Origin of the sequence: Paraburkholderia sp. IW21, from assembly GCF_041321145.1 — a bacterium.
Lineage (GTDB): Bacteria > Pseudomonadota > Gammaproteobacteria > Burkholderiales > Burkholderiaceae > Paraburkholderia.
Window position 1 is genome coordinate 318,930 of the sequence record NZ_JBGGWA010000005.1, and the last position, 21,240, is coordinate 340,169.

The window sequence follows — 21,240 nt, forward strand, 5'->3', positions numbered from 1 at the left end:
TGATTTTGCATCGTTGTTGTTACTGCATGGAATCCTTCGGTCAGCGCATCAGGTCGTCAGCTCGATCGATAAACGGCCACGCCCTGTGGTTCGATATTGCGTGAACCGATCACAAAAGCATCGTCGGTGACATCGGAAAGCGTGTGGGGGTGTGCCCCGTAGTTCAATACGTAGGTCAGCGCACCGCGCCGGCTAATACGCACGTTGTCGCCGGGCGGTATCGTGTCGACGCCCGCTTCCTGGGCGATCTGTGCGAACAGACGGACCGTGAGCGCATCATCGAAAAGACTCGCGAAGTAATGAAACGCGCCGCTTCGCACATACGCGGGATGGCCGTCCGCAAAACGGGCACGCACGTCGAGCGAAGCCGTTGTATTGCTCTCGATGAAATCGCGCCAGTGGCGCGCAAAGCCGTCGTCCTTCGCCGCATTCTTACTGTCTACCAGCCGCACCGCTTCGGTCACGTTCGGCCGCATCGATTCGACGCGCCACACGCGCAGCGGCAGCACCGAGGCAAGCGCACCCGGAGGCAGGTTCGCCGGGATCTGCAAATCGTGCGTCTTCGAACCGGTGCGCGGGCCGAGCACGACTTGCGCGCCCGTGCTTGCCAGCCGTGCCGCAAAATCATCCGGCACGGCCGGCAGCGGCGGCACGACGATCAGACGGTAGCCATCGAGCGGCGCATCGACCGGCACGATATCGACATCGAGGCCAAGCGAACGTAGCGCCGAGTAATACTCGAACGCGAAACGCGGATAGTGAAAGTCCGCACCCTGCGGATGAATCTCGAAGAGCCACTTCGCTTCGTAGTCGTAGACGAGGGCGACCTTCGAGCGAATCGCAGCATTGGCATCCGCATTCGCGGCGAGTACGGTACGAATCTCATCCGCCACCTGCGCGGCCTCGCTGCCGCCGACGTCCTGCCTGTTATCGGGCGTGTTCAGACCGGCATGCATCTGCTCCTGCGCAAACGGCGCCTGGCGCCAGCGGAAATACGACACGCAGCCCGCGCCGTGCGCGAACGCCTCCCAACTCCACAGCCGCACCATGCCAGGCAGTGGCGCGGGATTCCACTGCGCCCAGTTCACCGGCCCCGGCTGCTGCTCCATCACCCAGAACGGCAGCTTCGACATGCCGCGGTACACGTCATGATTGAACGAAGCAAAGTCGGGATGCCCGCTGCGCAACCAGCGCGCCTTCACGTCCGGCGCAAACCATTGCTCTTCGAGCGCGCCGAGCGGATAGCTGTCCCAGGCCGCAACATCGAGATCGGCCGCCACCTTGTAGTGATCGAACTCGGCAAAGAGCTGCATGAAGTTGTGCGCGACCGGCCGCCCCGGCGAATGCGCGCGGATGATCTCGACCTGCATGCGGTTGTAGCGCGCCACTTCGTCGGACGCGAAACGACGGTAATCGAGCCGATGCGACGGATGCGCTTCGGTAACGGTCGCCACCGGCGCGTCGATCTCGTCGAAGCCGCGGTATTCCATACTCCAGAACACCGTGCCCCACGCACGGTTCAGTGCATCGATCGTTTGATAGCGTGCCTTCAGCCACTCGCGAAAGCGCTCCACTGCTGCCGGCGAATAGCTGACCACCGTGTGATGGCAACCGAATTCGTTATCGGTCTGCCAGTACGCAACCGCCGGATGCTTGCCGTAACGCTCGGCAACTGCCGTGCAGATCCGCTGCGATGCGGCGAAATACGAAGGCGACGAGAAATCGTAATGACGCCGTGAGCCGAATGCACGCGGACGCCCATCCGCGCCGATCGGCAGAATGTCCGGATGACGGTCGATCAGCCACTTTGGCGGTGTCGCGGTCGGCGTGCACATGACGACCTGCAAACCGGCCGCCGCGAGCACGTCGATTGCGCGATCGAGCCAGCCCCAGTTGTATTCGCCAGGCGTCGGCTCCATCCGGCTCCACGCAAATTCGGCGATCCGCACCTGCTCGATGCCGAGTGCTTTCATCCGGCGAGCGTCGTCTTCCCACATCGACTCTGGCCAGTGTTCCGGGTAATAACAGACTCCAAGGCGCATTCGAATGTCCTCTATGCGTGATGTTCGACGGATTCGAGCGAAGCGGCTGCAAAACCGTCTTCGGCAAACAAATGGCAAGCGCTGCTGGGGACGCGCAAGCTGGCGGTGTCGCCTGGCGCGAGGCGCGTGTCGCCAGGCGCCTTGGCGATCAGCGCGGCGCCGCCGGGCTGATCGAGGTGGACGTAGCTGTGCTCGCCGAGTTGTTCGACGAGGGAAACGGTGCGGGTCAAAACGGCGTCTTCCGGGCTGGCCGCGGCCGCGTCGATGAACGTCAGGTGTTCGGGGCGAACGCCGAGCGTGACAGGCTGCGACGCCTGCAGACCATCGCCGCTCACGGGCACGCGCACGTTTTCGGCGGTGTGATCGAGTGTGACGACCACGCCTTGCGGATCGACCGACGCCACACGCCCCGGCAAAAAGTTCATGCGCGGCGAGCCGATGAAACCGGCGACGAAGCGGCTCTTGGGACGGTGATACAACTCGAGCGGCGCGCCGATCTGCGCGATGCTGCCGTAGCGCTCGGTGTCCTTGCCCGCGTGCAGCAGCACGATCTTGTCGGCAAGCGTCATCGCTTCGATCTGGTCATGCGTGACGTACACGACGCTGGCTTTGGCGAACTGCTTATGCAGCCGCGCGATTTCGATGCGGGTTTGGCCGCGCAGCGTCGCGTCGAGATTGGACAGGGGTTCGTCGAACAGAAACACACCGGGCTCGCGCACAATGGCCCGGCCAATCGCCACGCGCTGCCGCTGGCCGCCGGACAAGGCCTTCGGCCGACGCTCGAGGAGCGCCTCCAGTTGCAGGATGCGCGCGGCTTCCCGCACCTTGCGGTCGATTTCGTCCCTCGGGGTTTTGGATAGTTTGAGGCCGAATGCCATGTTCTCGAACACGGTCATATGCGGAAACAACGCGTAGCTCTGGAACACCATCGCCACGCCGCGCTGCGCGGCCGGTACGTCGTTGACAATGCGGCCGGCGATCAACAGGTCGCCGTCGCTCGCGTCTTCAAGACCGGCGATCATCCGCAGCAAGGTGGACTTACCGCAGCCGGACGGACCGAGAAACACGCAGAACTCGTTCTCGCCGATCTCCAGATCGACATCGCGGATCACCAGCGCGCCGTCGCCATACGCCTTCTGCACGCCTCTCAACGAAATGCTCGCCATCGCCTCGACTCCGTGATTTAATCGGCTCGATGTCGAAGATTAAGCGCTTAATCAGCAGGGCCGAAAAAATCGATCGCATGCGATCGCTTGGCCTTGCCTGTCTCCGATATCGTTTGACTGTGCGGCAAATGGTGCCGCGCCTTTGGCTACGACGCAAATGTCGAGCAGCCATCCCAAATATTGAAAACGCCATGCCTACTCTCAGCGAAGTCGCGCGTCACGCCGGCGTCACCCCCGCCACCGTATCCAACGTGCTGCGCAATCGCGGCCGGGTCGGCGCGACCACCCGCCAGCGGGTGCTCGACGCCGTCGACGCACTCGGCTATCGCCCGCACCTGGCCGCCCGCGCGCTCGCCGAGGGCCGCGCACCGACGCTCGCCCTGATGGTGTCGAGCATCGCCAATCCGTTCTATCCGGAGTTCGCGCTCGCTGTCGAACGCGCGGCACGCAGTAGCGGCCACTTCGTGATCATCTGCAATACGAACGAAGATCCCATGACCGGGCGCGCGTATCTCGACCAGATCGCCGGGACGCTTTCCGAGGGCGTGCTCGTGACGAACGCGAACCTCGATTTTGCGGACCTTCATACGACCGAGTCGCGTGGCACGCCTGTGGTGCTGTGCATGTGGGAACGTCCCAATGAGCCGCCCGGGCTACCGTGCGTCGCGGTCGATTTTCGTCTGGCAGGCGAATTGGCCGGAACGCATCTGCTGGAACTCGGCCATCGCCGGATCGGCGCGATCGTCGGCAGCAAGGCCTCCGGCATTCACGCGGCTCGCTATGACGGTTTTGTCGACGCCTTGCGTGCAGCCGGAGCGCCGAAAAGCCGCGTCAAGCATGCGGCCGATACGATGCAAGGCGGTTACGCCGCGGCGCGCGCGTTGCTGGAAGCCGATCCGAAACTTACCGCGATCTTCGCGACCAACGATCTGCCCGCGCTCGGCGCAATGCATGCTGCCGCCGATCTCGGCCTGAACGTGCCGGGCGATCTGTCCGTGATCGGCATCACAGACATTCAGCTGGCGCGCGAGTCCCGGCCCGCGTTGACGACGGTCGCCGTGCCGACCGTCGAAGTCGCCGGTCTCGCGGTATCGCTGTTGCGCGAGTTGATCGAATCGTCGTATGGGCAGACGCGGGCCGCTTCGGCAAGCGTGCCGATGCGGATTTCCTCCGCACCGGAACTGGTTGTGCGGGCATCGACCGGCGCACCACGCAAGGCGATTTAACGGCGTGCGCGATTTTTTCCTAATGCACCTCGCACGCAGAAAATGCCGCGGGGAAAAAGGCTGTTAGCATTTCAATCTGCTTTCACCTGAGTTAGGACTTTCCCGAAGTCCCCGCTCTCGATCCCGCACCGCACCACTGCCGCCAATCCCCGCCACGTAAGCCTCTTCGCCCTCATAGCCGCTTCAACAGGTCAACTTTCATCCCGATCGTTTTCTTGACGAGCGCGCTCATGCCTGTTGTACTAAATCAACCAAAGTGATTTAGGCGGTCCGTTTCGGAGAGCCTCGGAATCACAACAGGTTTCAAACCAGGTTCCAAATCAGGTTGCACGGGCGCAGCGTTCGCATGCGCAACCGCCCGAAGTCCACAACATCGTTGCCAATCACCGGAGGAGCGTCCCATGAATCAGAATTCCCGCAGGCATCCTGTCGCCAGGAAAATCGTGTCGTTGTGCGTAGCGGCATCGGCCGTGTGGTGCGCGAGCGCGAGCCAGGCGGCGGACCAGCCCGTCGTCGGCCTCATCACCAAGACCGACACGAACCCGTTCTTCGTGAAGATGAAACAGGGCGCCGAAGCGGCCGCCTCGAAAGACGGCGCCAAGCTGATCGCCGCAGCCGGCAAATTCGACGGCGATAACGCAAGCCAGGTCACCGCCATCGAAAACATGATGACGGCCGGCGCGAAAGCGATTCTGATCACGCCTAGCGATACCAAAGCGATCGTGCCGAGCATCAAGAAAGCACGTGCCGCCGGCGTGATGGTGGTCGCGCTCGACACGCCGACCGATCCGCAAGACGCCACCGACGCCCTCTTCGCCACCGACAACTTCAAAGCGGGCGTGCTGATCGGCAAGTATGCGAAAGCCGCCATGAACGGCAAGCCCGCGAAGATCGCCACGCTCGATCTCGCGCCCGGCGTGTCGGTCGGCGTGCTGCGCCATAACGGCTTTCTGGAAGGCTTCGGCGTGAAGGAAGGCGATCCGTCGATCGTCTGCAGCCAGGACACGCGCGGCGATCAGTCCAAGGGTCAGACGGCGATGGAAAACTGTCTGCAGAAGTCACCGGGTATCAACGTGGTCTACACGATCAACGAACCGGCCGCGGCGGGCGCTTATCGTGCGCTCAAGGCAGCGGGCAAGGAGAAGAGCGTGATGATCGTCTCGATCGACGGCGGCTGCGAAGGCGTGCGCAATGTGAAGGCCGGCGCGATTGCCGCGACCTCGCAGCAGTATCCGCTGAAGATGGCCTCGCTCGGCGTGACGGCGGGTGTCGAGTACGCGAAGACCGGCAAGAAGGTCTCCGGCTATCAGGACACGGGCGTGACGCTGATCACGGACAAACCGATGTCAGGCATCGATAGCAAGGATACGAAGTTCGGCCTCGACAACTGCTGGGGCAACAAGTAACGCGCATTGAACGGCGGCCCGCTGCACCGGGCCGCTACCGGATTGCCGCGTGGCCTGCCCGCCACGCTCATGCATCGAGGACACCTATCATGTCGACCCCTTCCGCGCCCGCGGGCCACTCGCGCACCTTCGCCGACCGCTTGCCGTCGCTCGCTGAAATCGGACCGCTGATCGCGCTAGTGCTGGCCTGCGGCTTCTTCATTTCGCAGAGCAACCGCTTCCTGTCGTTCCAGAATCTCTCGCTGATCCTGCAACAGACGATGGTGGTCGCCGTCATTGCCATCGGTCAGACGCTGATCGTGCTGACCGGCGGGATCGATCTGTCGTGCGGCATGGTGATGGCGTTCGGCTCGATCATCATGACCAAATTCGCGGTTACGCTCGGCGTGCCGCCGATCCTCGCGATTCTGTGCGGTATCGCCGCGAGTACGCTGTTTGGCGCGCTCAATGGTGTGCTGATCACGCGCATCAAGCTGCCCGCCTTCATCGTCACGCTGGGTACGCTGAACATCGCGTTCGCGCTCACGCAGATCTACTCGAACGCCGAGAGCGTCTCGAACCTGCCGGACGCGATCATGTTCCTGGGCAATACGTTCAAACTCGGCCCCGCCGATGTCACCTACGGCACGGTGCTCACGCTGCTGATGTACGTGGCGACCTGGTTCGTCTTGCGCGACACCGTGCCCGGCCGGCATTTGTACGCGCTCGGCAATAACGCCGAAGCGGCACGCCTGATGGGCCTCTCGTCGCAAAAGATTCTGCTTACCGTGTATTCGCTGGCCGGTGCGATCTACGGTATCGCCGCGCTATTGTCGGTGTCGCGCACCGGCGTCGGCGATCCACAGGCGGGGCAAACCGAGAATCTCGACAGCATTACCGCCGTCGTGCTGGGTGGCACCAGTCTGTTCGGCGGACGCGGCTCGATTGTCGGGACGTTGCTCGGTGCGCTGATCGTCGGCGTGTTCCGCAATGGCTTGACGCTGATCGGCGTCTCTTCGGTCTACCAGGTTTTGATCACCGGCATGCTGGTGATTCTCGCGGTTGCCGCGGACAAACTTTCCCATCGTCGCGGTTGAGCACTCCACAGGAGCCTGTCATGTCGACACCTACTTCCGCGTCTGCCGTGATGCCCGTTCTGCAAGCACGCGGACTCGTCAAACGTTACGGCAACGTCACCGCGCTCGATGGTTGCGATTTCGAAGTGCTGCCCGGCGAGATTCTCGCCGTGATCGGCGATAACGGCGCGGGTAAATCGTCGTTGATCAAGGCGCTCTCGGGCGCCACCGTACCCGATGAAGGCGAAATCCTGCTCGACGGCAAGCCGGTCAAATTTCGCAGCCCTTTGGATGCACGCGCTCAAGGCATCGAAACCGTGTATCAGGAACTCGCTGTGGCGCCCGCCATGAGCATCGCGGAAAACCTGTTCCTCGCCCGTGAACTCGTCAAGCCGGGCTGGCGCGGTTCGATCTTCAAGATGATCGACAAGCGCCGCATGCTCGAAGAAGCGACCGCGCATATGAAGGATCTGCAGATCGGCATCCGCTCGATGCGTCAGGCGGTCGAAACGCTATCGGGTGGTCAGCGCCAAGGCGTTGCCGTGGCGCGCAGTGCTGCGTTTGCGCGGCATGTGGTCATTCTCGACGAGCCTACCGCCGCACTCGGCGTGAAAGAAGGCAACATGGTGCTCGAACTGATCCGCCGCGTACGCGAGCGCGGCTTGCCGGTGATCCTGATCAGCCACAACATGCCGCATGTGTTCGAAGTCGCGGACCGCATTCATATCCAGCGGCTCGGCAAGCGGGCGGCGGTGGTGAACACGAAAGACATCCACATGTCGGACGCCGTGGCGATCATGACGGGCGCCAGGCAAGCGGACGTCAAGGCGATTGCATGATGTCTGCATCCTACTGAGCGGCACGCAACGATGGAAACCACGGGTACCCGCTCCCCCCTCAAACGCACGGTCGGCTCAAATCAGGTCGGCATGCGGCAGTTCAACGAACGCATCGTGTTGCAAACGATCCGTTTACATGGGCCGCTGCCGAAAGCCGACGTGAGCCGTCTCACGCGTCTGTCGATGCAGACAGTGTCGATGATCGTCGACCGTCTGATCGACGACGGCCTGCTCGAAAAGCAGGCGCGCGTGCGCGGCAGGATCGGTCAGCCGTCGGTGCCGATCGCGCTGCGTGCCGACGGCGCGTACACCATCGGCATCAAGGTGGGGCGACGCAGTCTCGACGTGCTGGCGATGGATTTCGCGGGCCACGTGGTCTGCCGCGATGTATTCGAGTATGCCTATCCCGATCCGCGCACGCTGTTCCCGGCGCTCGAAAGCAAACTGGCGCGCGTAAACCAGGCGCTCGGCGCGAAGGCGGACAAAGTGGTTGGCGTGGGCGTTGCAGCACCTTTGTGGCTCGGCGGCTGGCGAGACTTTCTCGGCGCACCGCCCGATGCACTGGAGGCATGGAACGAGATCGATTTGCGCAGTCGCATCGCCACGATGACCGGCTTGCCCGTGGAGTTCGCCAAGGACACCACCGCCGCATGCGCCGCCGAACTCGTGATGGGCCAGGGCCGCGGGATTCACAATTTTCTGTATCTGTTCGTCGGCACGTTTATCGGCGGCGGTCTGGTGATCGACGGCCGTTTGCATGGCGGACCGCACGACAATGCGGGTGCCGTCGGTTCAATTCCCTTGAGGGACGGCAGCGCGCGTAAACCCGCGCGGCAACTCTTGCACGCGGCATCTGGCTTTGTTCTGGAACAACTGCTGAGCGACGCGGGCGCGGCGGCCGCCGCCGCGCACGACCATCGCGCGTTGTCGCCGGAACTGTGGCGGCAGACCGAGCAATGGCTCGACACCGCCTGCCCCGCGATCGCCAACGCATTGACCAATGCGGCCGCCCTGCTCGATCTGGAAGCGGTGGTAATCGACGGCGAACTCGACCGGCAACTGGTACGCGAAATCATCCGGCGTACGGAGCGTGTGCTCGATCGCTTCGAATGGGAAGGAATGGTGCGCCCGCAACTATTGGAGGGCACCATCGGCGCCGATGCGCGAGCAATGGGCGGCGCGATTCTGCCGCTGTACGCGCATTTCGCGCCGATGCATGAGCTATTTCTGAAGCCGGCCGTGGATGCGGGTTATTAGCTCATGGCTCATTGCGCACCGACCTTCGTGACAGAAGCGGTCCTGCCAGACGGATTTTGCAGCAACGGCTGCAACGCCGGCGCCAGCGACTTCAGTAACTGCACCGACAGCGCGCTGGTGAACTCGTAACGCGCCGCATACGGTTCATGCACGTAGGCGGTCAGCGTGCCGTAGAAGCGATCTCCCATCGCGAACACGAAAGTCGCGCTGCGGTTCACCTTGCGCGACTCGATCAGGCGCGCGCCTTTGGCGAATACATTGAAGCGCTGATCGCCGGTGCCGGTCTTGCCGTACACCTCGAATGTCTGACCGTTAGGGAACGTCATGCCCTGTGCGAGACGCCTGGCCGTCCCGCCCAGCACAACATCACGCAACAGCCCGCGAACCACCCCGGCGATTTCCGGCGATAACTGCTGTTGCGGCGCGATCGCCGCGCGCTGGAAATGTGTTTCGTACGGCGTGTCTTTCGCGAAATCGAGTTGCGTCAGGCTTTCGGTCGGCACCTTGTTGCCGCCGTTGGCAATCACCCCGATCAGTTGCGCAAGCGCAGCCGGCCGGTCGCCCGACGCGCCGATCGCCGCCGCATACGAGGGCGTGAGCGTGGCGAACGGATAGCCGAGCGCCTGCCACGATTTGCCGATCGCATCGTAGGCGCGCAGTTCGACCATCCGCTTGATGCGGCGATCCTGGGTGGCGTGATAGCGAGTCTTGAAGAGCCAGGAATAGGTCGACAGACGCACGTCGCGGCTCGCGTTCTCCATCTGCGCGAGCGTCGCTTCGGGATGCGTGCGCAGATAGTTGACGGTCCACAGTTCAAGCGGATGAACGCTCGAAATGTAGCCGCGGTCGTTCAGATTGAAGCGGTCGATGGCGTATTTGGCGTACAGATTCGCCAGATCCTCATCGTCCAGCATGGAGGCGGCCGGCGTGTTCTTCAGCGCAGCGCGCATCTTCGCGTTGAACCATGCATTCGACTCATCCGGCGCGACGCTGCGCAACACCGTTGCCACTTTCGGCGGTGACTTGCGCACGCCGAGCACCAGCAAGGCCAACGCCTGATCGGGCGTCTTGCCGTGGTACTTCGTGTAGAAACGATTCATGTATACGCGGCTTTCCTGATCGGCGAAACGCGTCAGATACATCTTGCGGATCGCCGGGTCGCCCAGCCATTGCGACGACGGCCCAGTGGTCTGCACCATCTCGTAGTGGACGATATCGCGCATCAGCCGCACGAACACCAGATTCACCGAATGCTGGAATGCACGGTGCACGGTGAGGATGCGGCTGTTGTCGTCGGACTCGAAGTTGTTGAAGGTTTGCGCGCCGCCGCCCGTGTAAAACGTTTCACCGGGACTCGCCGAGTATTTGCGTTCGACAGCCGCGTCGAGCATGGCTTGCAGCGAGCGGTCCGAGGTATGCGCGAGATAATCGAGCGCCCAGCGCGTCAATTGATCGTTCGGATCGGGCTTGACGGCTTTCAGCTCCGCTGTGCTCAGCGGTGCATAACGCGCGTGCAGGTCGGAGACGATCTGCAAATACGTCACTACGGTACGCATTTTCGCGGTCGAGCCGAGATTCAAGCGTGCGCCGGAGTTGATATCGAACGGCTCATTCACGCTATCGGTTTGCACCCGCACAAGGTTGGCGCCGTCGCGCCGTTCGAAGAGCGTGAAGCTATAGGCGATTCTCGACGGATCGTCGGAAGCGCGCAGCATTTCATAGCCGACAAGACCGGCGGCTTTCGCGCCGTCGCGCGTCCCCGCTGCGGCGAGGCGTTCGCTGACGGCCTGCTGCACGGCATTGTTGAGCGTGCCCTTCGCCTGCAAATCGAGCCGGTCGAGTTGATAGAAACTCGGAATGCCGAGCGCCGCCAACAGGTGCGAGCGCATCGACGTCACGGCCTTGCGCGAGACGAACGAGTCCGCGTTCTGCGTTTTGCCGGGCGCGCGGCGCAGCTCCACTTGCGCGGACAACGCGGCATCACGCAGCGGAATCGATATGACGCCAGCGCCCGCCAGCAACCGCAAATAACTATCCGTCAGACGTTCGAGTTCGGCATAGCCGTGATGCAGGAAGTACGACGGCGCGCGCTGCGCGATCATCAGCGAGAGCACCTGGCGGAATGCCACACCCTGCTCAGCGAAATTCGCTTCTGTCGAGGGCGCCTTCAGGATGCGGTTGACCTCGTTGAAATCGCGTCCATACCAGGCCGCGAGGCCGTCACCCATCCCGTTGATTTCGCCGATACCCGGTTGCGCGGCAAGCGGCACCGAGTTGAGATAGTGGACGACGATCTGCTGGCGCGCGGGCATGGTCTGCGGGCCGTTCAGATAGGCACGCACGGAGGCCGATGCAATTTGCCGCAACTTCTCCGGCGGCGTTGCCGTACGGCCGCCCGCCGAGTGACGGAACTTCTCGATCTGGGTAGCAAGGGTACTGCCGCCAGGCGTCGACTGATGACGGTTGAACACGCGCGCGCCCTGGTCGACTAATGCGTGGCCAAAGCGTCCCCAGTCGATCGCCGGATTGCGGTTCGGCTGATTCGGATCGAGTAGATAGCGGTCTTCGATAAAAAGCAGCGAATTGACGACAAGCGGCGGGACCGCGTCGAAATTGTCATAAACGCGGCCCGGAAACTGTGCACCAAAGAGCGGCGTGCCCGTACCGTCGAAGAGTTGCAATCCCGCCTGATCTTTTTCGGCGTAGGGCAGAAAGAGACCGTCGTCCGCCAGCGACAGCATCCGCTCGGAATCGCGTGATTGCGCGCCAATCTCGAACCCGCGTTCGAGCAGCCGCTGCTGGAACGACGGCAGCAACGCGTAGCCGAGGCGGCTGTCGTAAGGGCCTTTGTCTGATTGAGGAAAGCGGATGGAATGACTTGGACCTTCGGCGACAGAAAAGCCAACGTCGCGCGTCAGTTCGGAGAGATAGTGCGACTGCAGGCGCGAGGTTTCGATCTCGACCTGGAAAAAGCGTGCCGCCATCGCCAGCGCAAGCAGAAACGCCGCTGCCAGCCCCCATTTGAGCCACTTCCGGACGGGCGCCGTGCCTATCGCGCGAAGCGGAAACCGAACCAGTGGCCGATTCATGGCTGCTCTCCCGAGCGGGCGCCATGCTCTAAACGTGGCGCACCTTCGATCAAGTGTAGCTCGGAAAATGAGCATGCAATCTGTTCGGATTTACCCGAGGGTGTCGCCGCCGCAACACCGCATCGCAAGGCATGGCGGAGCGCCGATTGCCATGCGATATTGATAATCCTTCGTGGATCACAAACCGCTGCTTCAGGCGGTTTTTTGCTTCTGGGGCGTCTGGTTCTCCTGCGCCACCCCCTGCCCCGCCTGCCCCGCCTGCTGTCCGCGCAGCAACTCGATGAATTGCTCAGCCGGCGGCGACAGCACGCCGCCTTTGCGCGTCACGATGCCGAAGGTTTGCGAAGGCGACTTCAGTTTGACCGGCACGAGGCGCAGCATCTTCCGCCGCACGAACAACGCCGCGATCGCGGTGGGCAAGAGCGAAACCAGATCGGAACTGCTTTGCAGGAGCGCCACCGTCACGAAGGTCGAGGCGGTCGAGATAGGGTTGTCCGGCATCTCAAGACCCGCCAGATCCATCTCCCGTTCGAGCAACGCGTGCAACGGCATATGCGATGGATACATCACCCAGCGGTGGCCCGTCAGATCGCGCAGTTTCACTTCCTTCTTCGGCAATGGCGGATGGCCATAGCCCACCACCACCGATAACGGCTCGTCTCCAAGCGGCCGATAATGATATTTCGACGGATCGGCGGCGACCGCCGCGCGGCCGATCACGAGGTCGAGCCGGCCCTCATCGAGTTGCAGCAGCATGCGCGCACTGGTGTCTTCCACCACTTCGATCGACAGATTCGGCTGCCCCGCATGCAGTTCGTTCAACGCCGGCACGACGCACTCGGGAATCGCGCCCATGATCGCGCCAACCGCGAGCCGCCCGCCGCGCCCCGAGCGTATTTCGGCGACATCCTGGCACAGCGCGGTGAGGTCCGTCGCCACGAGGCGCGCGTAGCGGATCACGCAATGGCCGAGCTGGTTCGGAATCATGCCGTTCTTCGAGCGCTCGAAAAGCGCCGCCTCGAGCATCGATTCCAACTCCTGCAACGCCTTGCTGGCCGCCGATTGCGTCATGGACATCACGCCGGCGGCTTTGTGCAGCGACTTGTGGTCGTCGAGCGCGATCAGCAATTGCAGCTGCTTCATGCGCAGTCTCGACAGCAGAACGTTCAGGGTGTCTTTCATGGAATGCCGGGAAGCTGCCGGGTGAGTCGCAAAAGCGATCACAAGATGGAAACAATTCAATATACCCGCCACGCACGGCGCCGTATAGTCAGCCGCGGAGACATTCAAAGACCCACGCCTGACCCACCTCGGCACAACGCACCTCACCATGACCCAAACACACAACCATGCGCCATTGCGCGGCGTGTTCCCCGTCGCGCCGACCATCTTCGACGACGCCGGCCGCCTTGACCTCGAAGGCCAGAAGCGCTGCATCGATTTCATGATCGACGCGGGTTCCAACGGCCTGTGCATTCTGGCGAACTTCTCCGAGCAGTTCGCGCTTTCGGACGAGGAACGCACCACGCTGATGCACCTGGTGCTGGAACACGTTGCCGGCCGCGTGCCTGTGATCGTCACCACCACGCATTTCAGCTCGCACCTGTGCGCCGAACGCAGCCGGCGCGCGCAGGCTGCGGGCGCCGCGATGGTGATGATCATGCCGCCGTATCACGGTGCGACGATCCGCATCGGCGAGCGCGGGATTGACGAGTTCTATCGCACCGTGTCCGACGCAATCGAGATTCCGATCATGATTCAGGACGCCCCGGTCAGCGGCACGCCCTTGTCCGCGCCGTTTCTCGCGCGCATGGCGCGTGAACTGCACAACGTCTCGTACTTCAAGATCGAAGTGCCGCAGGCGGCGAACAAGCTGCGCGAGCTGATCGAACTGGGCGGCGACGCAGTAGTGGGTCCGTGGGACGGAGAAGAAGCGATCACGCTGATGGCCGATCTGGATGCGGGCGCAACCGGTTCGATGACCGGCGGCGGCTACGCCGACGGCATCCGCTTGATTGTCGACGCCTATGCGGCAGGCGACACCGAGGCGGCGGCCGCCCACTATCAGCAGTGGCTGCCGCTCATCAACTACGAAAACCGCCAGGGTGGCCTCGCGTCGTGCAAGGCGTTGATGAAGGAAGGGGGTGTGATTCGCTCGGACGCGGTACGCCATCCGTTGCCGCCCATGCATCCGGCCACGCGTGCGGGCTTGCTGAAAGTCGCCCGCCGGCTCGATCCGCTGGTGTTGCGCTGGGGCCGCTAAGGTCGCCCCAGGCAACTCACGCACCTTGAAGGACACGTCAACGGGGCACGCGAGCCCATCCCGGTCCGGGCAGTTGTCGACGAATCAACGCCTGCCCGGACCTCAAAGGGAATGAGCCCGGTCCCTTCACCATCGAACATGCCCACGATGCGCTATCCATCCCGCATCGTGTGGCTCCGTTGCCCGCCGTTCCTCAGGCTTGTGCAACGGCCCTGCCCCCCTACACGCACCCCGCGTCCAAGCCACCCGGTGCCGCCGTGCCCGTCACGCCGCGATGGCGCAACCCCGCACGCAACCCCGGGCCACGCAGCGATATACGCGGCCATAAGCTCAGCGGATGCAGCGCAACGGGAAAACCACATGTAAGGTCGCGAGGAAATTGAGTAACATAGGCCCCGCAAGCTCACCACACCACTGTCCATGACCGCCAATCCTCGAGAACTGACGCCGGAAACCCTCGCCGAGCTGCTCGAACGCATTGCCAAAGAAGACGCTGCGGCATTGCGCGAGCTATATGATCTCGCCGCCCCGAAACTGTTTGGCCTCGCGCTCCGTATATTGACCAAGCACGAGTGGGCCGAAGAAGTATTGCAGGACAGCTTCATCAACATCTGGCGCTTTGCCGGCGACTATCGCCGCGCACTGTCGGCGCCGATGACGTGGATGTCGGCAATCGTCCGAAACCGTGCTCTCGATCACCTGCGGCGGGTCAACTCGCAGGAAACAGAATGGAGCGATGCGTTGGACGATCTTGTGGCAACCGGCGATCCGGACCCCGAAGCGCTGACCGCGGTCAGCCTGCAGGCACGTTTGCTGGCCGGCTGCATGCAGCAGCTGGACCCGGCGCAGCGTCAGGCGGTTGCCCTCGCCTACCTGCGCGATCAGAGCCATAGCGAGATCGCCGAAGCGCTGACGGTGCCGCTCGGCACCATCAAATCCTGGATCCGGCGCGGCCTTGCCAAGCTGAAAACCTGTCTGGGGGGCGAGTGATGAACCTGCATCGCTATCCTCAACTGGTCGATATGCTGGCCGCCGAGTATGTGCTCGGCACGCTGCGCGGCGGCGCACGGCGACGCTTCCAACTGTACGCCGACCACGACACGGTGATTCGCCGGGCCGTCGACGAATGGCAGCGGCGGATCTCGCCGATGGCCGAACTCGCCGAGCCGCGCATGCCGCCCGCCGCCGTCTGGGAAGCCATCGAGCGGCGTCTGGGGCTCGCGGCTACGCGTGAAGCGGTCCGGCCTCGCACCGTGGTGGAAACACCGGCGCGGCCGTCCCGCGGCATCTTCGAGAATCTCGCGTTCTGGCGCGGCTGGGCGCTCGGCGTCACGGGACTCGCGGCGGTCGCGGTGGTGGTCGCCGTGCGCTCGCTGCTGCCGTCCAGCACCGTGCCGTCCACCGTGACAACCGTTGCGCAGCAACCGGAAGCAGCCGTTTCGCATGTCGCTGTGCTGAACAACAAGGAAGCCCATCCGGTCATGCTGGTCGCGTGGGACGAAGTCCATTCGACCATGACGCTGCATCCACTCGGCAAGGTCGACTTGCCGGCGGGCCGGGCAATGGAGCTTTGGGGCATTCCGGCGAACGGCCATCCGGTCTCGCTCGGCTTGCTGCCTGACAGCGCCAGCGGCAAGGTAACCGCCGGTCAGCAAAAGCCGCAGAGTTACGCGGCGCTGGCGGTTTCGATCGAAGCGCCGGGCGGCTCGCCCGATCACAACGCGCCGACGGGCCCGGTGGTGTTCAGCGGCAAGCTGCTGCCGGTGTCCTAAGCCGGTTCAGTATCAGTGGGCAAGGCCGGCATTCGCTTTTTGCGGATGCCGGCCTTTGTTTTATCGGTCCCCGGCACAACCGTTGGGCAATGGCTGGACGCGAGCGCGGCATTGCCGCTACCCTAACCGTATGCAAAGCTATTACGAAGCCACCGTCACCCGTTGCGCCGGATGCTCGTCCCCTTATGCGCCGCTCACCGGCCGGCGCAGCGCCAATGTCTGCATCATCGGCGGCGGTCTCGCGGGTTTGTCCACGGCGTTGGGCCTCGCCGAGCGCGGCGTCGCCGACGTAGCCGTGCTCGAAGCCCAGCAGGTGGGCTTCGGCGCCTCCGGACGCAACGGCGGATTCGTGTTCGGCGGCTACAGCCTCGACTGCGCCGATCTGCTGAAAACCCTCGGGCCGGCCCGCGCGCGCGAACTTTATACGCTGACCACGGATGCCGTGGATCTGATGCGCAAACGCATTCAGCGCTACCGCATCGATTGCGACGTGACCGACGCCGGCGTGATCCTCGCCAACTGGTTCGACGAACCGGCGCGGCTCGACACGCAACGGCGCTTGATGCGGAATTCGTTCGGCGTCGAGTGGGAAACGGTGGCGGCAGCGCCGCTCGCCTTGCAACTGAAGACGAGCCGTTATCACGGCGGCCTGTTCGAGCGCAACGCGTTCCACTTCCATCCACTGAAATATGTGCTCGGTGTGGCCGGCGCCGCGGCCGCCGCGGGCGTGCAGATCCACGAGAAGTCGCCGGTCGTACGCTTGCAGCGCGAAGGCGCCGGTTTCGTGGTGCATACGCCGCACGGCGCGCTTGAAGCGCGTCACGTCGTGATGGCGGGCGGCGGCTATGCGCGCAATGTCTACGCAAGGGTCGAGCGCGCGGTGCTGCCGATCGCCACCTACGTGATGGCGACCGAGCCGCTCGGCGCGCGATTGAACGACGCGATCGACACCAAAGCAGCCGTCTACGACACCCGCTTTGCCTTCGACTATTACCGCCCGCTGCCCGACACACGCATTCTGTGGGGCGGCCGCATCTCGGTGCGCGACCGCGCTCCCGAAGTCATCGCGCGCTTGCTGCGGCGCGATCTGCTGAAGGTCTATCCACAGTTGCACGACGTGCGTATCGACCACGCGTGGGGCGGCCTGATGAGCTACGCGCGGCACAAGATGCCGCAAATCGGCCGTAGCACGGATGGCGTCTGGTACGCGGTCGGCTTCGGCGGCCACGGCATGGCGCCGACCACCGTATCCGGCGAATTGCTGGCGGCGGCCATCGCGGGCGAGCGGCCGGTGCCCGAGGCGTTCGCGGCCTTCGGCCTGACGCCCGCCTACGGCGCGCTGGGTCTCGCTGCAGCGCAACTGACCTACACCGCCATGCAAACGCGTGACGCACTCGCCGCACGGCGCCCCTCAACCCGGTCGACGCCGTGACGCTTTCCAATACCTTGCCGCTTATGCCGGAGACCCGCTCCAGACGCCAGTTTCGCCATGCTAGAATGCGCCGTCACTGCCGCTCGAATACACAATGAAAAAGGGAAGCAAGGCCGCCGAGCCTGATACCAACGGCATCGCGTCCGACACGCCACGTACCGACGCACGACGGAGCGACGCCCGGCGCAAGTACGATCCCGAACAGACGAAGCGCAACATCCTCGACGTCGCGACCCAGGAGTTCTCCGCGATGGGACTGACCGGTGCGCGGGTCGACGCGATTGCGGAGCGCACGAACACCACCAAGCGCATGCTGTACTACTACTTCGGCAGCAAGGAAGGGTTGTACCAGGCGGTATTGGAAAAGGTGTACGGCGACATTCGCGCGCTCGAACAGGATCTGCACGTCAGCGAGCTCGATCCCGTAGAGGGCATGCGGGCGCTAGTCGAATTCACTTTCGACTACCACGACCGCCAGCGCGACTTCGTGCGCCTCGTGACGATCGAAAACATTCACGGCGCGAAGTATGTCGAGCAGGTGAAGACCTTCAAAGGCCGTAACGTCACCGTCATCCATACGATCGAAGATCTGCTCACACGCGGTATCGCGGCGGGACAATTCCGCAGCGACATCGACGCCATCGACCTGCACCTGATGATCAGCTCGCTGTGTTTTCACCGCGTGGGCAATCGCCATACGTTCGGCACGGCGTTCGGCCGCGATCCGTCGCACCCGCGCTTGCGAGCGCGGCATCGCGCGATGATTGTCGACGCCGTGCTGCGTTTCGTGCGCAAAGACGATTGAGGCGACGCTGAAACGCAAGAAAGGGGACGTGGCCTCGCCGCGTCCCCTTTCTCGATCCATCCGGTCAAGCCATGCCGCTCAATCCACCAGCACGATCCGCTTGATATCGCCGACGATAAAGATGTACGACAGCGCGCCGATCAACGCGATCGCGCCGATAAACACCAGCGCACCGACAAACGAGCCGGTTGCCGCAACGATAAACCCCACCACCAGCGGCGTGACGATGCCGGCCAGATTCGCCGCAAAGTTAAAGATGCCGCCGGTCACGCCGAGCAGACCATCGGGTGCGATGTCCGACACCAGCGTCCAACCCAAGGCCGCCATCCCCTGCGCGAAAAACGCCACCGACAGAATCGCGATCACCGCCACGTTGCTCTCGACATAGTTGGCGAGAATGATCGTCGACGCAAGCAACAGGCCGGCGATGATCGGCAGCTTGCGCGCCACGTTTGCCGACTTGCCGCGCCGCAGCAGCCAATCGGAGAAGATACCGCCGAACATCACGCCGATCGACGCGGCAATGAACGGCATGATCGCGAAGAAGCCGATCTTCAGCCATGCCATATGGCGTTCGGTGGCGAGGTACGTGGGGAACCAGGTGAGGAAGAACACCAGCGTCGAGTTGCCGGCGAACTGGCCGAGGCAGATGCCGGTCAGTTGACGATGCTTGAGGAGGCGCCCAATGGTGCGCCATTCAAAACCGCTCTTTGCCGGTGCGCCGGAGGAATCGGCGTCCTTCTTCCGGTGCGTCAGACCGCCGCCCGCTTCGATATAGTCGAGTTCCGCCTGATTGGCCGACGGATGATCGCGCGGCTCGCGATAGAACATCCACCAGATCACGCCGAACACCAGGCCCACGCCACCCACCGTGTAGAACAGCGAACGCCAGCCGAACGCGCCCATCAGCATGAACAGAAACGGGCTGAAAAACGCGAGGCCGATATATTCGCCGACCGTGTAGGTGCCGGTCGCCATGGCGCGTTCGCTCTGCGGAAACCAGGTCGCCACCACGCGGCTATTGGTCGGAAAGCATGGCGCTTCCGACACGCCGAGGCCGAGCCGGAACACGAACAACGCGCCGATGCCATGCACGAGGCCTTGCGCCAGCGTGCACAGCGACCAGAACGTCATCGACAGGAAATACGTGAGCTTGCTGCCGAAACGGTCGAGAAACAGGCCGCCCGGAATCTGCGAAGCCACATAGCTCCACGAGAACACGGAGAACAGCAGCCCCATCAGCGCGGCATTGATGCCGAGCTCCTTGGTCAATTGCGGCGCCGCGATGCCGAGCACCGTGCGGTCCAGATAGTTGATCATCGTGCCGACCGCAAGTAGCCCGAGAATCTGATAGCGGGCTTTCGAGCGGCGCACGGTGCTCGCCGTGGCATCCGCCTGGCGCGTTGCGTCGGCGGGAGTGGATTGAGTGGGTTGCGGCATGTTGTGTTTGTCTCCTCGATCTGGTCGTGGTCCGGTTGCGTACCCGTTCGGTACCGGTTCTGTACTCGCGGCTTAGCGTTGCAGCAACGCTTGGAAATGCGTGTAAACGCGCTCGGCGTCCGGTTCCAGACCCGTGAAAATGCGCATCGCGTCGACCGCCTGATACACCGCCATGCCGCCGCCGCTCAACGTGCGGCAGCCGAGCGCCTCCGCGGCCTGCAACAGCGCGGTGCGGATCGGGAAATACACGATGTCCGCCACCCACAGATCGCGGTGCAGCAATTCGGCCGGCAACGGCAAGCCCGGCAATTTCGCCATGCCGGTGGGCGTCGCGTGAATCAGGCCATTGGCGGCGGCGAGCGATTCGGCAAGCGAACTGCCCGCGCTGACGGTGGAGGCAGGGAACCGCGTCTGCAATTCCGCAGCGAGGGATGTGGCGCGCGCGGCATCCACGTCGAAAAGCGTGAGCGTTTGCGCGCCCATGGTCAGCGCGGCATGCGCGACCGCTGCGCCCGCGCCGCCCGCGCCCAGTTGCACGACGCGTTCCAGCGACACGTCCGGCAAGCCGCGTTGAAACGCACGCGCGAAACCGGACCAGTCCGTGTTGTGGCCGATACGTTTGCCGTCTTTGAATAGGACCGTGTTGACCGCGCCGAGTGCGCGCGCTTCGTCGGACAGTTCGTCAAGCAGCGGGATGACCGCCTGCTTGCACGGATACGTGATGTTCAGTCCGTTGTAGCCCATGCGTTCAGCGGCCACCAGCAAATCGGAGAGCGCCGTAATGTCGAGCTTCAACGCTTCCAGATCGATACGCCGGTACACATAGTGCAGGCCGAGCTTGCTGCCCTCTTCTTCATGCATCGCGGGGCTGAGCGATCCGCCGATGCCTGAGCCGATCAGACCGACAAGATACGATTTTGTGCCCGCTTGTGGGTTCGTTTGTGGGTTCATTTGGCCGCCCTATCCTTAAGGAGGGTCGCCATCCGCTCCAGCGCGAGCACATAGCCTTGTGTGCCGCAACCGACGATGATCGCCTCGGCCACCGCCGACACGTACGAGTGATGCCGGAACGCTTCGCGACGATGCACGTTTGAAATATGCACTTCGATGACGGGCTTCTCGATGGCCGTGAGCGCATCGGCGATCGCCACCGAGGTATGCGTGTAAGCCGCCGGATTGATGACGATGCCGTCGACCTTGGTACGGGCCGCATGCAGCCAGTCGATGAGTTGATGCTCGGCGTTCGATTGGCAGAAGTCAATCGACAGGTCGAGGCGCTCGCCCGCGTCGCGGCAAAGCTTCGCGACGTCGTCGAGTGTTTCCGAGCCGTAGATGGTCGGCTCACGCGTGCCGAGCAGATTAAGGTTCGGTCCGTTGAGGACCAGCACTGATGCAAAACTCATGACGACCACTCCTGCAAAAGTAAGGCATAAAGCGGGCCACGACAC

At 63.3% G+C, this 21,240-nt stretch carries 17 protein-coding genes; 10 read left to right on the forward strand and 7 right to left on the reverse strand.

Translation table 11 applies throughout. The annotated features are described in order from the left end of the window. Positions 1 to 56: 56 nt before the first annotated feature. Together ACAX43_RS14655 and ACAX43_RS14660 are read right to left on the reverse strand one after the other, a co-directional pair. Positions 57 to 2,042, reverse strand: coding sequence for a beta-galactosidase (locus ACAX43_RS14655; protein ID WP_370709115.1), 1,986 nt, complete (start codon positions 2,040 to 2,042; stop codon positions 57 to 59). A gap of 11 nt (positions 2,043 to 2,053) precedes the next feature. Beyond that, on the reverse strand, positions 2,054 to 3,208 hold the full coding sequence (locus tag ACAX43_RS14660; protein WP_370709116.1) for an ABC transporter ATP-binding protein: 1,155 nt from the start codon (positions 3,206 to 3,208) through the stop codon (positions 2,054 to 2,056). A 191-nt stretch (positions 3,209 to 3,399) separates the two neighbouring features. On the opposite strand from ACAX43_RS14660, the gene ACAX43_RS14665 reads away from it, so the two are divergent. The 5 genes from ACAX43_RS14665 (at position 3,400) to ACAX43_RS14685 (ending at position 8,991) form a co-directional block, all read left to right on the forward strand. Next, a complete protein-coding gene (locus ACAX43_RS14665; protein ID WP_370709117.1) occupies positions 3,400 to 4,434 on the forward strand; it encodes a LacI family DNA-binding transcriptional regulator in 1,035 nt (344 codons plus the stop codon). Positions 4,435 to 4,835: 401 nt separating this feature from the next. After that, complete coding sequence (locus ACAX43_RS14670; RefSeq protein ID WP_370709118.1) at positions 4,836 to 5,840, forward strand: sugar ABC transporter substrate-binding protein; 1,005 nt, start codon at positions 4,836 to 4,838, stop codon at positions 5,838 to 5,840. Positions 5,841 to 5,929: 89 nt separating this feature from the next. Next, positions 5,930 to 6,916: an ABC transporter permease gene (locus ACAX43_RS14675; RefSeq protein ID WP_370709119.1), complete on the forward strand. Its 987-nt coding sequence runs from the start codon at positions 5,930 to 5,932 to the stop codon at positions 6,914 to 6,916. Positions 6,917 to 6,936: 20 nt separating this feature from the next. Beyond that, positions 6,937 to 7,734 carry an ATP-binding cassette domain-containing protein gene (locus ACAX43_RS14680; protein ID WP_370709120.1) on the forward strand — a complete coding sequence of 266 codons (798 nt, stop codon included), beginning with the start codon at positions 6,937 to 6,939 and terminating at the stop codon, positions 7,732 to 7,734. 30 nt (positions 7,735 to 7,764) lie between these two features. Beyond that, complete coding sequence (locus ACAX43_RS14685; RefSeq protein WP_370709121.1) at positions 7,765 to 8,991, forward strand: ROK family transcriptional regulator; 1,227 nt, start codon at positions 7,765 to 7,767, stop codon at positions 8,989 to 8,991. An 8-nt stretch (positions 8,992 to 8,999) separates the two neighbouring features. On the opposite strand, the gene ACAX43_RS14690 is transcribed toward ACAX43_RS14685, so the two are convergent. Both ACAX43_RS14690 and ACAX43_RS14695 read right to left on the reverse strand, forming a co-directional pair. After that, positions 9,000 to 12,080 (reverse strand): transglycosylase domain-containing protein, encoded by a 3,081-nt coding sequence (locus ACAX43_RS14690; RefSeq protein ID WP_370709122.1) that lies wholly within the window; start codon positions 12,078 to 12,080, stop codon positions 9,000 to 9,002. 192 nt (positions 12,081 to 12,272) lie between these two features. Further along, complete coding sequence (locus ACAX43_RS14695; RefSeq protein ID WP_370709123.1) at positions 12,273 to 13,262, reverse strand: LysR family transcriptional regulator; 990 nt, start codon at positions 13,260 to 13,262, stop codon at positions 12,273 to 12,275. Between the two features lie 148 nt (positions 13,263 to 13,410). On the opposite strand from ACAX43_RS14695, the gene ACAX43_RS14700 reads away from it, so the two are divergent. From ACAX43_RS14700 to ACAX43_RS14720, 5 genes are all read left to right on the forward strand, one after another. Continuing rightward, the gene (locus tag ACAX43_RS14700; RefSeq protein ID WP_370709124.1) at positions 13,411 to 14,343 is read left to right on the forward strand and encodes a dihydrodipicolinate synthase family protein; all 933 of its coding nucleotides are present in this window, start codon (positions 13,411 to 13,413) and stop codon (positions 14,341 to 14,343) included. Between the two features lie 420 nt (positions 14,344 to 14,763). Further along, the gene (locus tag ACAX43_RS14705; protein ID WP_370709125.1) at positions 14,764 to 15,333 is read left to right on the forward strand and encodes an RNA polymerase sigma factor; all 570 of its coding nucleotides are present in this window, start codon (positions 14,764 to 14,766) and stop codon (positions 15,331 to 15,333) included. Further along, positions 15,333 to 16,115 carry an anti-sigma factor domain-containing protein gene (locus ACAX43_RS14710; protein ID WP_370709126.1) on the forward strand — a complete coding sequence of 261 codons (783 nt, stop codon included), beginning with the start codon at positions 15,333 to 15,335 and terminating at the stop codon, positions 16,113 to 16,115. The genes ACAX43_RS14705 and ACAX43_RS14710 overlap by 1 nt, the downstream gene beginning before the upstream one ends. A 130-nt stretch (positions 16,116 to 16,245) precedes the next feature. Beyond that, positions 16,246 to 17,547, forward strand: coding sequence for an NAD(P)/FAD-dependent oxidoreductase (locus ACAX43_RS14715; protein WP_370709127.1), 1,302 nt, complete (start codon positions 16,246 to 16,248; stop codon positions 17,545 to 17,547). 94 nt (positions 17,548 to 17,641) lie between these two features. Continuing rightward, the gene (locus tag ACAX43_RS14720) at positions 17,642 to 18,352 is read left to right on the forward strand and encodes a TetR family transcriptional regulator (RefSeq protein ID WP_370709128.1); all 711 of its coding nucleotides are present in this window, start codon (positions 17,642 to 17,644) and stop codon (positions 18,350 to 18,352) included. 78 nt (positions 18,353 to 18,430) lie between these two features. On the opposite strand, the gene ACAX43_RS14725 is transcribed toward ACAX43_RS14720, so the two are convergent. The 3 genes from ACAX43_RS14725 to aroQ form a co-directional block, all read right to left on the reverse strand. Further along, positions 18,431 to 19,792, reverse strand: coding sequence for an MFS transporter (locus tag ACAX43_RS14725; RefSeq protein ID WP_370709129.1), 1,362 nt, complete (start codon positions 19,790 to 19,792; stop codon positions 18,431 to 18,433). Positions 19,793 to 19,864: 72 nt separating this feature from the next. Further along, the gene (locus ACAX43_RS14730) at positions 19,865 to 20,743 is read right to left on the reverse strand and encodes a shikimate dehydrogenase (RefSeq protein WP_370709130.1); all 879 of its coding nucleotides are present in this window, start codon (positions 20,741 to 20,743) and stop codon (positions 19,865 to 19,867) included. Then, positions 20,740 to 21,195 carry a type II 3-dehydroquinate dehydratase gene (gene aroQ / locus ACAX43_RS14735; protein ID WP_370709131.1) on the reverse strand — a complete coding sequence of 152 codons (456 nt, stop codon included), beginning with the start codon at positions 21,193 to 21,195 and terminating at the stop codon, positions 20,740 to 20,742. Before aroQ ends, ACAX43_RS14730 begins: the two co-directional genes overlap by 4 nt. Between the last annotated feature and the right edge of the window lie 45 nt (positions 21,196 to 21,240).